Raw genomic sequence first — 13,847 nt, 5'->3', positions numbered from 1 at the left:
GAATTGAGTAGTTCGATACGATAGGCGCATGAGTGACTTCTCCCTCTCTGACCTGCAGGGACTGCTAGCCGTCGCGGAATCCGGGCACCTCACCGAAGCCTCCGAGGTCCTCGATGTGTCCCAGCCCACTCTCACGCGCCGCATCCAGCGCCTCGAACGGGCCATCGGCGCCGACCTCTTCGACCGCTCCGGCCGCCGCATCGCCCTCAACGCTCGCGGCCGCGCCTTCCTACCCCACGCGCGCACCATCGTCGCCGAGCTCGCGGACGGCACCGCCAAAGTCGGCCGCCTCATGGACCCCGACCACGGCACCGTCCGCCTCGACTTCATGCACTCGCTCGGCACCTGGATGGTCCCCGACCTCCTCCGCGACTACCGGGCGCTCCACCCCCACGTCGACATCCGCCTCCACCAGGGTGCTGCCCGCGAACTCGTGGACAGAGTGCTTATCGACGCCGCCGACCTCGCCCTCGTCGGACCCCGCCCACCCGAGGTGGGCACCGAGATCGGCTGGCACCAACTCCGCGTCCAGCGCCTGGCACTAGCCGTCCCCGAGGACCACCCCCTAGCCCTACCGGGCCCCGTGCCCATCGACATTCGCGACGCCCGCGACGAAGGCTTCGTCGGCATGCTCCCCGGCTACGGCACCCGGCTGCTGCTCGACCGCGTCACCGAAGAAGCGGGCTTCCACCCGCGCCTCGTCTTCGAATCGATGGAGCTGACGACAGTCGCGGGCCTCGTCTCCGCTGGCCTCGGAGTCGCCCTCCTGCCGCTCGATGATCCCTACCTCGCGCCCCGCGGCATCGTTCTGCGCCCCCTCGACCCGCCCGCCCACCGGGAACTGGGGTTGGTGTGGCGCGCCGGGGCCTCGGAGGCGCCGCCGGTCGATCGCTTCCGGGAGTTCATCGTGGGTTAAGGGGCTGAGGTGTCGGGAACTCGAAACCCGCTCTATCTAACAACTCCGGGGTCAATTCCTCTTCCAAAACCGCCAAGTTGTTAGGAAGTGCCGGTTTTGCCAATGCAGTGGGCCAAAAAGCCGCCGGACACTTGGTCCGGCGGCTCGTCAGGTACTAGCTAGGGGGAATTACTTGGCGGAAGCGTAACGCTGTGCGACGTCGTCCCAGTTGAAGACGTTCCACACGGCCTTGACGTAATCGGCCTTGACGTTCTTGTACTGCAGGTAGAAGGCGTGCTCCCACATGTCGAGCATGAGCAGCGGGGTCAGGTTGATGGAGATGTTGCCCTGCTGGTCGGTGAGCTGCTCGATGACGAGGCGGTCAGCGACGTGGTCATAACCAAGCACGGCCCAGCCAGAGCCCTGCAGGCCCAGAGCTGCCGCGTTGAAGTGCTCCTTGAAAGCGTCGAAGGAACCAAAGTCGCGGACGATGGCCTCAGCGAGCTCGCCGGTCGGCTCGCCGCCACCGTTGGGGGAAAGGTTCTTCCAGAAGATGGAGTGGTTGGTGTGTCCACCCAGGTTGAAGGCGAGGTCCTTGGAGAGTGCGGCGGCGGCGACGCCGATGTAGCCGTTCTCGCGGGCGTCGGCAAGCTTCTCCAGGGCGGCGTTAGCACCATTGACGTAGTTCTGGTGGTGCTTGGAGTGGTGCAGCTCCATGATCTCGGCGGCAATGTGGGGCTCGAGAGCGTCGTATGCGTAATCGAGCTCGGGAAGTTCGTAGACAGCCATTTTTCTCTTCAGTCCTTTCGTAGACGTCGCACCGTCAAGCGGCGCGCTGTTCCCCATGATAGGCATATTCGAGAAATTGGCAACGATTGTGTTCCCAAAATGCTCTCACGTGGTACTAGGGTGGGCGCATGGCATGGATGTTTCAACGCACTCCCGAACTTGTCCCTACTAGCGAAGCTCTCAAGGGCGGCCGGGCCCCAGTTCTGCCTCACCCGCGCCCGCATGCCGTCCTGGGCACCCCCATCACCGGCCCCTGGCGCGAGGACCAGCGCGTGCTCTACATCGGTATCGGCTGCTTCTGGGGCGTGGAAAAGATCTACTGGGAGATGGAAGGGGTGGAGTCAACCTCGGTGGGTTACGCCGGAGGCGCCACGATCAACCCCACCTACCGGGAAGTCTGCTCAGGCCGCACCAACCACGCCGAGGTAGTGGAAGTGGTCTACAACCCGGCCGTGATCTCCCTCAAGGACATCGTGGTGGCCGCTTTGGAGGCCCACGACCCGACCCAAGGCATGCGCCAAGGCAATGACGTGGGCACGCAGTACCGTTCGGCCTTCTACACCACGGGTGAGCACGCGGAGGAGGAGAAGCAGGAGATCCAGGCGATCGTGGATTCCTATGCTGAACAGCTGGCTGGCCACGGTTTCGGCGAGGTCACCACCGAGGTAAAGACCCTCGCAGAGACCGCCTCCGGTGCCTACTACCTGGCCGAGGATGAGCACCAGCAGTACCTGCACAAGGTGCCCAACGGCTACTGCCCGCACCACTCCACTGGTGTGGCCTGCCGCATTCCGGACTAGGGGCTTTAGGCCCGGAGTAGGTCGACCACGCCCGTCAGCGACGACATGACCCTCTCATCCGCCGGTGCGGCCGGGTCACGCGGTTGGTCCGCGCGCTGCAACAAGACAGCATCCATGCCGGCGGCGCGGGGACCGGCGACATCGTTGGTCCAGGAATCACCAACCATGAGGGTGTCTTCGGCGCTGGCACCTAGGCGAGAAAGGGCGGCGGCGTAAGCCGCCGGTTGCGGTTTGGGTGCGCCGAGTTCGACGGTGGCGAGGAGGAGGACGGCGTCGATAAGCAGTCCGGTGCGTTCGAGTTTGGCGCGCTGTAGTTTCTCCGCTCCGTTGGTGAGGATGCCCACGCGCAGTCCGGCGGCGAGGGAATCGGTGAGCGCGGGCCGGGCGTCGTCGTAGGCGCGCCAGCTGGAGCGATAGACGCGCAGATAGCCTTCGTACAGCTCGAGTGCTTCCTCATCGGAGAGGGACGGGCGGCCGAGGAACTCCTTGCAGCGCTCGACTCGTTGGCCGACGTGGCTTACCTCGCCGTTTTCGAAACGCGTGAACCACTTCTTCTCTATATAGGACCAGCGGGACCACTGGCCGGTGGGCAGGCCCAGTTCCCGGCACCACTCGTCGACGCCGAGGCGGGCGGCGGAGGCGTGATCGACGAGGGTGCCGTCGAGATCGAAAAGCACGGCGCGATACATGGGGCTTTAGTGTAGGCGGCACCTATGTGAAGCGGGCATGAGATGTCCTTCATGTAGGGCTCGTTCCGCCGCCGGGCGGGTCACAATGTGGCCGTGACTACCAATGATCAGCGCGGACAGCGACAACTTACCCGGCGAGGGCTGCTGCAGGGCACCCTCTTGGCTGGGGCAGTGATGGCAGTGCCGGGGGTGTCCACGGCGAGCGAGCATCGGGCGTTCCTGCACGGAGTGGCATCGGGTGACCCACTGCCGACGTCGGTGATCTTATGGACGCGGGTGACCCCGTCGCCGGAGGCCGTGCCCGGGGCGGGCATCGGGCCGGCCGTGCAGGTGGGGTGGGAGATCTCCCGTTGGGAGGACTTTCGGGTGGTGGAGCGGGGCGAAACGACGCTTGCTACGGCTGCCACCGATCACACCGTTCACGTCGACCCTTTCCACCTAAACCCCGCAACCACCTACTTCTACCGGTTCACCATCCTCGACGGGCCGCTGGCCGGGCAGGTGTCGCCGGTGGGGCGGACGCTGACGCACCCAAGCGACGACACGAACCCGGGGCAATGGCGCCTGGCCGTGTGCTCCTGCGCGAACTACGAAGCCGGGTACTTCCAGGCCTATGCCGACATCGCCCGCCGCGCCCACGCCGGGGAGATCGATGTGGCAGTGCACATGGGGGACTACCTGTATGAATACGCCTCGGGGGAGTACGCCGGTAAGGACGGGGTGGTGCGCCCGCACGTGCCGACGTGGGAGTTAACCGCCCTGCCGGACTACCGCTCGCGCTACGGCCACTACCGCCTCGACCCCGACCTGCAGGCCGCGCACGCCGCGCTGCCGTGGGTGGTGACCTGGGATGATCATGAGATCGCCAACAATGCCTGGGCGGGTGGGGCCAGTGAACACACCGGGGCGCACGGCGATTGGGCGGCGCGCCGGGACCACGCGATGCAGGCTTACCTCGAATGGTTGCCGGTCCGCGGCACCTCCCCCTCGCGTGGTGGGCATATCTATCGCACTCTGCGCTACGGCACCCTCGCGGAGCTGCACATGCTGGACCTGCGTTCCTATCGCAGTGCCCCTGGCCTGCACAATCCGCTGTCGCGCGGCGAGGATCGCACGATCATGGGCTCCGAGCAGTTCCGCTGGCTCTCGGCGCGGCTGGCCACTGCCTCCACGCGGTGGAACCTCATCGGGACCTCGGTGATGATGGCCCCGCTCGATCTCATCAACATCGCGCAGGAGGTGAAAACGCAGCTGCTGTCCATGATCGGTGTCGATCTGGCGGGCACGACCATCAACGTGGACCAGTGGGATGGCTACCAGGCTGACCGCCAGCGCCTACTGGATCAGCTGGCGCGGACGCACGCCCATGGCCGGACGGTGTTTCTCACCGGCGATATTCACTCGGAGTGGGCCAACCACATCTGGGCAGGTGATCGGGTGGTCGCGGCGGAACTCGTCTGTTCTTCCGTGACTGCCGCCAACGTGGATGACCTGCTGCGGCTGCCGGTCGACAGCGCCACCTCCCTGGTCGCGGAGACCCACGTGCGGGCGCACAATCCGCACATCGCCCACGTCGACCTGGACGCGCACGGCTACTCCACTCTCCTTATCCACCATGATGCGGTCGAGATGTCATGGCAACGAGTGTCCGATGTGACTGTCGCCGGTTCCGGAGTATCCACCGCTCACACAATGCTTTACGACGGCGCGCAGCTCACCGTATGACGGAATCCCGACGGATAAACTCCGCCGCTTTCGCGGCGAGAGAGGGGGCCAGGCGCACGGCGGCGTCCGCGCCCAGCACCGCGTCCCAGTACCACAGCATTTCCTCGTGATAGTTGTGTCCATGGCCCCCGGCGGTGGCATTCGACGTCAGCTGATCCAGCCCGATCTGCCAGGACGTAATGAAAGGAATCCAGCGGATACCGGTGACCACGTCGAGGCGTTGGGCGCGCGGGGCCGGCCGACCACGCGTGCCCGGCTCGGTGAGCCAGGCGGGTCGGCGCCAGATCAGCGGAATATCCCACCAGACGATGGGATCAGACGCATGTTGGGCAAAGATGATTTTTGGCTTTAACCAATCATTGCGATACTCCAACCCATTAAAGTCCCTTGTCAGGTGGCTTTCGTGAGCAGTAAATCGGACGTGCTTACCGCCATCCACGATGGGAAGCCGCTCAGGGGAGCCGGCATCCCGGGTGGCGGTGAGCTCCTGGGTCAGCCGGGTGAAGCGGGGTGCCCCGGAAAACACGGCACCATCGACCCGAGTGAGCAGATCCTCAAGGTCCTCGAACGCGGTGACCATCCCGTAGGCGCCCAAGGATTCCCCGGCGACGTACAGCTTGGGACGATCGTCCGGATCCATCTGCTCCAAGCGGGAGAGGACCGCGGCCACGAGGATGCGGCTGGCGCGCACCGGGGTATCACGGTCGAGGTAATAGGACACTGCCGAGGGAAGGTAGGAGTACTGCATGGACATGGTGGCGCAATTGCCGCCGGTGAGAAATTCCACGGCGTCGACCGACCAGTCGGTGATCCACCCCGTACCGGTCGACGTTTGGATGACGAGGGTGTCGCGCCGAAAGGCCCCCGTGCGGTCCATCTCGGCCAGGACTTGTTGCGTAGCGGAAGCGAAGGAGCGCCCCGGGACGAGGCCAACGAAGATTCGGATGGGCTCGTGGACCTCCTCCAGCCCCGTGACCTTCGCGATGTCCCGGGCGCGGGGTCCGAGAGCTAAAACGGCTCTGCCTTGGGCGCCCACCCGGGTCCAATTCTCCCGCGACCAGGGGCTTCCTGAACGCTCCGGCTCCCACGGCATTGCGACTCCCGGGAACACCGCCTGGTTGAGGTGAGCGGCCCGCCGTGCCAAGCGGGCGATGATGCGCCGCATAAGGAGGCGGTCGCTGAGGATGAAGGCGGCGCCCGCCACGCCCATCGTCGCCAGCGGCCACCCCAGCCACGGCGGCATGATCCGGGAGAGCCGGCGCCCCAGACGATCGACGCTGAGCTGGGCGGCCTCCCCCAGCAGGAGGAGGGCGCCGTACCCGGCCGTTCCCACCGCCGCCCCCACGGCCGCCTGCTTTGCCCCACGCAGGTGCCCGAGGCCGACGAGCTGGGATTGTTGATCCTGCCGCCTCAAACTGAGCGCGGCGGCCGCCACCGTGATCGAGGCGATGGCGAGGTGACCGGCGTGCAAGGTAGCTAAGGTAATGAGTCGTTGCGGGCGGTGCCCGGCCCGGTCGAACGCCTTCGACATGGTCCACGCCGCACCGGTGCCGATGGCATGCCCCACGCCCTGACACACGGCCACATTGGCGGCGATGGCCCACCACGGCCTCGGGAGCAGGGAGGGAGACACCGCCCACCACGTCGCGATCTCCGCGCCCACAATCCCGGGCAGCAGCCGCTCAGAGAAGTGACGACGCTTAGTCATCCGCAGGCCAGGTGTGATATCGGCTACCACCGCGAGCGCAAAAGCGGTGCCCTTGAGTGCCCCGACGGCACCCCGGGCAAGGCCTCTGAGCAGGAAGGAGCGGGTTGAGCCCATGGTGTTAAGTCTGGCAGAGGAACGCCCGTCTCGCAGCCCCTGGGCGGGAATGTAGCCGAAAAGGTGGTGCACAAACGGACAAAAAGGGAGATAATAGGAAGCAATCAGACTTTTCGTCTGGTGCCCGAATCCAAACCCCCCAACGGGAGGACAGCTGTCAATGCGGAAGACAATCGGAAACAAGGTCGTTCTCATCGGAGCCGGTGACGTGGGAGTGGCATACGCCTACGCCCTGGTTAACCAAGGAACCGTCGACCACCTCGCCATCATCGACATCGACGCGAAGAAGCTTCGCGGCAACGTGATGGACCTCAACCACGGCGTGGTGTGGTCTAGCTCCCGAACCCGCGTCACCGAAGGAACCTACGCCGACTGCGAAGACGCAGCCATGGTCGTCATCTGCGCCGGCGCCGCCCAGAAGCCGGGCGAGACCCGCCTGCAGCTGGTTGAGAAGAACATGCGCATCATGAAGGGCATCGTCGACGAGGTCATGGCCAACGGCTTCGACGGCATCTTCCTCATCGCCAGCAACCCGGTCGACCTGCTCACCTACGGCGCATGGCGCTACTCCGGCCTGGAAAGCCACCGCGTCATCGGCTCGGGCACCGTCCTCGACTCCGCCCGCTACCGCTTCATGCTCGGCGAGCTGACCCACACCGCCCCCTCCTCGATCCACGCCTACATCATCGGCGAGCACGGCGACACCGAGCTCCCCGTCGTCTCCTCCGCCACCGTCGCCGGTGTTCCGCTGTCCGCGAACTCCGAAAACGACCCGGACTTCGACGAGCGCATCGAGAAGATCTTCGAAGAAACCCGCGACGCCGCCTACGACATTATCGACGCCAAGGGCTCCACCTCCTACGGCATCGGCATGGGCCTGGCCCGCATCACCAAGGCCATCATCAAGAACCAGGACGTCGCCCTGCCGGTCTCCGCATACCTTGACGGCCAGTACGGCGAGAAGGACCTCTACATCGGCACCCCCGCCGTGGTGAACCGCGGCGGCATCGGCCGCGTCGTCGAGCTGCGCCTCAACGAGCACGAGAAGGAGCGCTTCCAGCACTCCGTGAACACCCTGCGCGAGATCAAGAACGAGTTCTTCCCCGACGCGCCCTAAGAGCTTTGCCTTGTGGCCTTAAGGCCTGACCTGCGGGATTTTGTGGGTCAGGTCTTTTGGTTTGCGGCTGTGCGTAGGCGGTTTTGGTCCTGACTGTAGTGGGAGCAGAAAACAGGGTTTGGGCACCTCATTAGTGAAAGTCGACCACTGTTTGACCTCCACGTAGGTCACTGGAATCTCGAATCGGCCGTCGAATAGGTCAATGCCTTCCCCAACGCCGCTGGACAGAGCAAGAGTGAACGGTGCAGCTCTCGCCTGGCGCGGGAGCTAGCGCCAAGTCCAAGAAAGTCGACGCCGCAAGGTTCGACGCGCTCCTTCAGTGGGGCGCTTCAGCATTTCACGGTCAGATTCGCTTTCTTGTTTGATCGGCAATGCGCAGAACAAGCCCGCCAGACGCAATAGGACTGCGGACTCGGAAGAGACGAAGTTAAACTTGAATCCGTGAGCCGACATGTTGCGTAAGTTCATGCCGGGGTTTAGGAGCGTTGTTCGCAACGCGCGGACCCAGTCCACGTCTAGGTTCAGCCCTTCAAGTTTGTCTACGTAGAAATCCATGGCTGGGAACCTGCCAGGTGATGCCCCCCGCTCGAGCCTGTAGATCGGTTCATCGAGCAGCAGGAGTAGGCGTCGCGCTCCTGCTTCGATCAGCGGGATAGCGAGACGCGCACTATCCGACGGCTCCCCGCGCCAGTGCAGGTGGAGAGAGTGGGCGAATTGAGACGCATGAGTGGGGTCACCGCCAAAGGTTGCGCACATCCAGGAAGCAATCTCTGACTCCGCAGGCCGTCCAAACCTTCGCTCAATTTCGGTCAACTCCAGATTGAGTAGTATCCCGTGGATACCGATCGCAAATTGCTCCGTTCGCACAAGCTCTTCCTCATCGAAGTCACCGTCGCTTCGTTCTGGTAGACCGTGGGATCCGAATGCTATGCGCGAAACCAGACGCCGGATGCTGCCTGCTGACGATGCCTTAGAAGTTGCAACGTTCTCGGCGTGGCTGCCCGCTGGGGATGTCGATGCCAGAAAGATCCGCAGCGCGTAGCGCCAGTCGGCAGCCAGCTTGTATCGCCGCACGTGGCTGCGGAAGGCGCTGGTCGGCACGATGAGGGTTGCCTCGTGGGATTGCCATCCCATCGACTCTGGAGGCACGGACTGCATAATCTTGACGGCTCTGTCGCGCGATTCTGTGTCGCCGTAGCGACTGGCAACGTCGGCCGCTGCGGAGGCCCAGTGCATTCGCCGGAAACCTACTTCCTCCAATTCCGCCGTGGTCAGATATATGTCAACTTGCTGGCGTGTCGCTTCCAGTCGCTCGGAATCAGTCGTCGCGAGACTGCGCCGGCAGTCTGCTATCCAATCGGCAGTCGAGGGGTCTTGATACTCCGTCGCAGCCTGATCCAGGACAGCCCGTACCTGTGCACGTTCGTCGTTCGCCATCGAGTAGGTTGCGGGGCCAGCCGAGAGCGGAATCGCCACCCGAGAGACCACTCCGTCTGGCATGTGATCGCCGATCGCGGATTTAGCGAATCTGAGCGCCTCTTTACGAATGCCTTCCTCTTCAGGCATCCGCCGACGTCGCGCGATCGTGTTGGCTCTAGCGATCGCTAGAGCGCGGTGGAGGTTGTCGACTGTGCCGTCGGCTCCGAGTTCGGTGTAGGCAGCCACTGACCTCGCGGCATGCTCGACGCCGATCTCGGCACCGGATGTAAGTAGGGAGTCGCATAGCAGGGCAACCAAGATCGGCAGGTTTGTGCTTGCTAGCAGGGATCGCCATAAGTTGTGTGACTCCCGAGTCGCGGCCGGGATGGGTCTCACCTGCAAGAAAGTGCGTGGGCCCGATAGTGGTGTGAGCGCAACGCTGCCGTCTATCGCCTCGTCGTCCAATTCGAACCCGAGCAAAGTAGTCAACTCGGACTGAAGGTCGAGCGGCAACTCAACGAACTCAGCGTCTGCGTGACAGGCTAGCGATATCGCCAGAGGGTCACCAGCGGTGGCTCCAAGGCGATCGAGGATACTGGCGGCGGCCTCGCCATGCCCCGATTCGTATAGGTACTTACCACTTGCCAGGTCGCTCGGATCGTCGCTGTCGGCGGCAGGTGTCGTCGGGTCTTGGCCACCTGAGTTATCGGTAAAGCTCACCAGTCTTCCTCTCGTTCCCTGTATCGAAGTTCGTCAATTATCTGTTGAAACCAGTCGGCTGCTTGGCTCAACTGGGAACAAAGGTACGTAGACGTCGTCTTCTCTGCGGCCGCTGCGCACGCGTCGCGTGCGGCATTCAGTTCAGATGACTCGTTCCCCACCCATCCCCATGTATTCAGACGCATCCCTCGCTGGAGCTCAGGCAAGACGTCGTCGAGAACGTCGTCGCTCTCAGCTCGGTTCACACAGGCATCCGCCAGCGCGAGGTTGCTCGGGACCCAGAGCCTCAGGGACCCAAGTACTCGCACGAAGATGATGAGTTCGTTGGAGCGAAGGCCCGGGACCATCGAGGTGAGAGATGCTGCTTGGTCCGGGAGGAGTTGGTTGCTCAGTGCAGCTGAGACAACCTCTCCTAGATCATCGGAGCCGTCGTGGAGATGCTCGATGAGCCAGTCCGAAAATTCGTCTACGTTTTTCTCAAAGGCGGCGTGAAGGTCAGGAAAACCGTCATCTATTTTCTCGCCTTTGCGGATGGTGTCGAGTAGGAAGTCCAGAGCCAGTTTGGGGTGCGCGCGGGCTGCGGTGGTGACTACTTCTTGGGCGATGAAGTCGTTGAGTCCAGCACGTGCTGCGATTGACAGCAGCGCTGAATGGGTAGCCTGATCACGCTCTGTTTGTCCGGTGTCGTTATCGTAACTCCATGCGCCCATGAGTGCGTTCGCAGCCGCACGTGGCGGAACGTCGTGTGCTAGGAGCATTGCGGATGTCTCTCGAGGGTTGGTGTGGAGATACCACCCGCTGCTCCCGAGGAATGCGGTCGCGATGTCGATGTCAGGATCCGCGATGCCAGTGCGCCAGATTTCGAGAAATACCTCTTGGTTCTGCGTCCAGGGAACACCGTTTACGAATGTGGCCAGAGCAAGTCGCACTCCAGTCCGCGAGGACACGATAGCGCCTGCCGCCCACGCAAGGGTTTCTTCCATGGCGCTGCCACTCCATTGAGTGATCAGGACTGGGAGATCCTGGTCCAAAGGGTGGTCCTCCGGTGTGGAGGCGATCATGCGAACGAGGTCGGGCACGATCGGTGCCTGAAGGTCACCGATGGCTTGCCAAATTCCATAGAACGACTGCTGCTTGCCGAGCCCTTGCGACTCGACGCTCACATCGCCAATGATGGCGAGGATCTCGGCCGCCGTGCCGAGATTGAGTAGCCGTTGGGCCAGGGCACTGTTGACGGTCGAGATGCGGGCGCGTTTGGCAGCGATTCTCGCGGACGAGGCAGCCTGTCTCCTCTCGCGCTGCTCTTGCTCCGATAGTCCTTCCGTTTCGGCGCGTCTCGCGTCTCTCCGGGTTTTTAGTTCGGCAAGGTCCGGAACATATTCAACTTTTTCGCTGGCCAACTGCCATGGCAATCCGGTGGCATAGTCAGCAAGTGCGTCTCGGAGGTTGTCGGAGATATCGAGCTCGTGCTGCAGGGACAGGGCCGCATGCTGAATGAGGAGCGACTGGGCATGTTTGGCGTTCCAGTCGATCGCGCCTCGGATCATGCGGCGGATGGTCGCATAAGGAGTGCGTGCGGCGGCCTGCGTGAGTGTGTCCAGGGTCGCGAGGTCGTCGTCTTCCCAGGTAAGCACGGCATCCGCGCTCACGGCGTTTCCGAAGTAGCCGTGAGGCGCTCGTAGTGCTTGCCTCAACAGTTCGATAGCGGCTCCGGCTCGTAAGAGGCTGTTAGACGATGCTTCGTCGACAAGTAGTGCTCGAATATGGTCACGCACGAGCCGCATTTCGGTCGCAGAGATCAGGTGCGGTGTGAAGGATAGCTGGTGATGCGAGAACTGGGTGGTCTCGACCACCTCCTTTGCGAGTAGTGGTTTGAGCGCCGATAGCGCGACGACCGCTTCGGCATCGCTGTGCGAGGAGATGAATGACTCCACTCGTGCGACGATCCGGGTTGCGTAGGAATGGTCTGGGAGTGTCGCCAGATTGCAGAGTTCATCGGAAAGAACGCGACTGGGGTGATCCGGGTGTGAGTGTGGGGGCCGGGAGTCCACACATGCGAGAGCCAACAGCGCGTCGACGGCGGTCTCGAGAGTGCTGGAGTCATATATCGCTGCGCGACCGTAGAGTCTTGGCAACTTCGCGCGCACGTCGGACCGGCCGATGATATACCGAGAGCCTGGCCAGATCCGCCGATGGAGTTGTTCGTCCGCGTCGCGTGCGTCGTCTACCTCAGGAACTTGCCAGACGTCGTCTCGATCGAGGCGAATGCGTACATCCTCGATCGCGGCCACTAGGGCGGCGGGTTGCGTCGCTGCGAGCGGCGCGATCTGATCCAGCTCTCGCGTAAGTGCTGCAGGGTGCGGTGAGTCGAGCCGAGTTCGAATTGCGTTCCAAACGGCAGCCATAACCGCGGGCCCGCCTCGTTGACTTACGCGCCAGTCGAGCTCGCCAAGTGTGATCGTTAGTCGCTGGTAGTGGTTCGGTCCGAAGGACTGCCAAAGTTCAGAAACGAAGCCAGTGTCGAAATCCGCGAACACCGCGACACCTTCGACGATCTGGTCGGCAAGTACGTCCGGCACCACGCGAAGTCGGCCGTCGGTATCAATTAAGATCCCGCAGTCGATGAGTTGTTTAGTTAGCCGGGAGAGTTGTAGCAAGCTGAGTTTACAGAAGTCTGCGATCCGCGCTCGTTCGGCCGTCAACTCGCTGGCGTCAGGTTGTACACAAGCGTATGTCGCGATCACTCGATGGACCATCTCGCTGTCAAATCCTTCGAAGCCGCTCGGGACCATGACCTCCTGGTATCGCGAGAGCACGACCCGCCGAAGGTTCGCGTTGACCGCTATTGCCCCGCTAACTTGCCCTCTCCGTATGAGGTTCGTCAGGATGACAGCGATGTGTGGGCTGTGTCGGGCTTGTTCGGCGAGGTAGTTGCGAAGACCGAAGCTTAGGTCAAGACCGGACGTAAGTCCTGCCACGAGCTTTCTGGCTGCGGAGAGACTCAGTTCATTGAGGGAGATAAGGAGTTGGTCGTCTGGTGCGAAGGAGGCACGTGCGATCGCACCTTGTATTGAAGGGAGACCGCTTGGTCGGGTAGCGAGGATGATCCGAAGGTCGGAATGGCTGCGCGCGAAGGCGAGCAGGGGGTCTAACGCGGATGGGTCGTTGTGCGCGTCGTCGATCACGACAATGTCTGTGCCTGAGTGCAGATCACGCATCGCACTCACGTCGAAGGTCCAGTTCGGTGCGAGGCAGCTGATGACGCGACTCGGATCACGTGCGATCACGGCACAGAGAGCCTCGTTCCACAGGCGAGTCTTTCCTCGACCACCTGGGCCGCTGATGACGAGAATTTGGGGCGCTCCCTCGTGTGACCCGTCCAACTCGCTGGCGAGGCGATCCAGTTCATCCTCTCGGCCAGCTAGCTGGCCGAGGTCATTGATGATGGATGCAGGGTTCTGTCGGGAGGTCAGGAAACGGTCAAAGGGAATCATCGCGTCACCCAGCGCAGCGACGAACTGTCGCCGGACCTGAGCTCCCCAGAATCGTTCGACGATGTCGTGTTGCGTCTGAGTCGGCAGGATCCTCAGCATTTCCGTGAGTGTCCTTCGATCCAGGAGTGTCCAGTTCGGGTAAGTGAGCATCTCCTTGCGTGCCTGTACGGTAGCTATTCCGCCGAAAACGAGATACAGCTCATCGGCTTTGTCGAAAGTCGTCGCCCGAACGGCATCTCGGACCACTCCACGAGTGAGCTTCTCGAGCTGCTTCACCTGCCAGGCCGCTGGCGTTCCATCGTTAAAGCGGCCAAAGAAGTCGATGCCATCTTGCTTGTCGCCAGGGACACCCCATCGCTCAACGTGCTGCACGTGGC

At 62.9% G+C, this 13,847-nt stretch carries 9 protein-coding genes; 4 read left to right on the top strand and 5 right to left on the bottom strand.

From position 1 onward, the window contains the following. Positions 1-28: 28 nt before the first annotated feature. Positions 29-916 carry a LysR family transcriptional regulator gene (locus tag CATRI_RS12610; protein WP_290218153.1) on the top strand — a complete coding sequence of 296 codons (888 nt, stop codon included), beginning with the start codon at positions 29-31 and terminating at the stop codon, positions 914-916. A gap of 168 nt (positions 917-1,084) precedes the next feature. On the opposite strand, the gene CATRI_RS12605 is transcribed toward CATRI_RS12610, so the two are convergent. After that, positions 1,085-1,684, bottom strand: a complete 600-nt coding sequence (locus tag CATRI_RS12605; RefSeq protein WP_290218152.1) for a superoxide dismutase — start codon at positions 1,682-1,684, stop codon at positions 1,085-1,087. A 128-nt stretch (positions 1,685-1,812) separates the two neighbouring features. On the opposite strand from CATRI_RS12605, the gene msrA reads away from it, so the two are divergent. Further along, positions 1,813-2,484: a peptide-methionine (S)-S-oxide reductase MsrA gene (msrA, locus tag CATRI_RS12600; RefSeq protein ID WP_290218151.1), complete on the top strand. Its 672-nt coding sequence runs from the start codon at positions 1,813-1,815 to the stop codon at positions 2,482-2,484. 5 nt (positions 2,485-2,489) lie between these two features. Here the strand turns inward: msrA and CATRI_RS12595 are convergent, their stop codons facing one another. After that, on the bottom strand, positions 2,490-3,173 hold the full coding sequence (locus CATRI_RS12595) for an HAD family hydrolase (RefSeq protein ID WP_290218149.1): 684 nt from the start codon (positions 3,171-3,173) through the stop codon (positions 2,490-2,492). 174 nt (positions 3,174-3,347) lie between these two features. Here CATRI_RS12595 and CATRI_RS12590 point away from each other — a divergent pair, with 174 nt between their 5' ends. Then, positions 3,348-4,898 (top strand): alkaline phosphatase D family protein, encoded by a 1,551-nt coding sequence (locus tag CATRI_RS12590; RefSeq protein ID WP_290221187.1) that lies wholly within the window; start codon positions 3,348-3,350, stop codon positions 4,896-4,898. Here the strand turns inward: CATRI_RS12590 and CATRI_RS12585 are convergent. Then, positions 4,888-6,720: an alpha/beta-hydrolase family protein gene (locus CATRI_RS12585; protein WP_290218147.1), complete on the bottom strand. Its 1,833-nt coding sequence runs from the start codon at positions 6,718-6,720 to the stop codon at positions 4,888-4,890. The genes CATRI_RS12590 and CATRI_RS12585 overlap by 11 nt on opposite strands. Before the next feature lie 160 nt (positions 6,721-6,880). Here CATRI_RS12585 and CATRI_RS12580 point away from each other — a divergent pair, with 160 nt between their 5' ends. After that, on the top strand, positions 6,881-7,837 hold the full coding sequence (locus CATRI_RS12580) for an L-lactate dehydrogenase (RefSeq protein ID WP_290218144.1): 957 nt from the start codon (positions 6,881-6,883) through the stop codon (positions 7,835-7,837). Positions 7,838-8,104: 267 nt separating this feature from the next. Here CATRI_RS12580 and CATRI_RS12575 read toward each other — a convergent pair whose 3' ends face one another. Next, positions 8,105-9,574, bottom strand: coding sequence for a hypothetical protein (locus CATRI_RS12575; protein ID WP_290218142.1), 1,470 nt, complete (start codon positions 9,572-9,574; stop codon positions 8,105-8,107). A gap of 398 nt (positions 9,575-9,972) precedes the next feature. Next, the gene (locus CATRI_RS12570; RefSeq protein ID WP_290218139.1) at positions 9,973-13,842 is read right to left on the bottom strand and encodes an ATP-binding protein; all 3,870 of its coding nucleotides are present in this window, start codon (positions 13,840-13,842) and stop codon (positions 9,973-9,975) included. Positions 13,843-13,847 lie beyond the last annotated feature (5 nt).

The sequence above is a fragment of the Corynebacterium atrinae genome (assembly GCF_030408455.1).
Classification (GTDB): domain Bacteria; phylum Actinomycetota; class Actinomycetes; order Mycobacteriales; family Mycobacteriaceae; genus Corynebacterium; species Corynebacterium atrinae.
The sequence above is the reverse complement of the archived record's forward strand: the minus strand, read 5'-3'. Positions and strand labels throughout refer to the sequence as shown.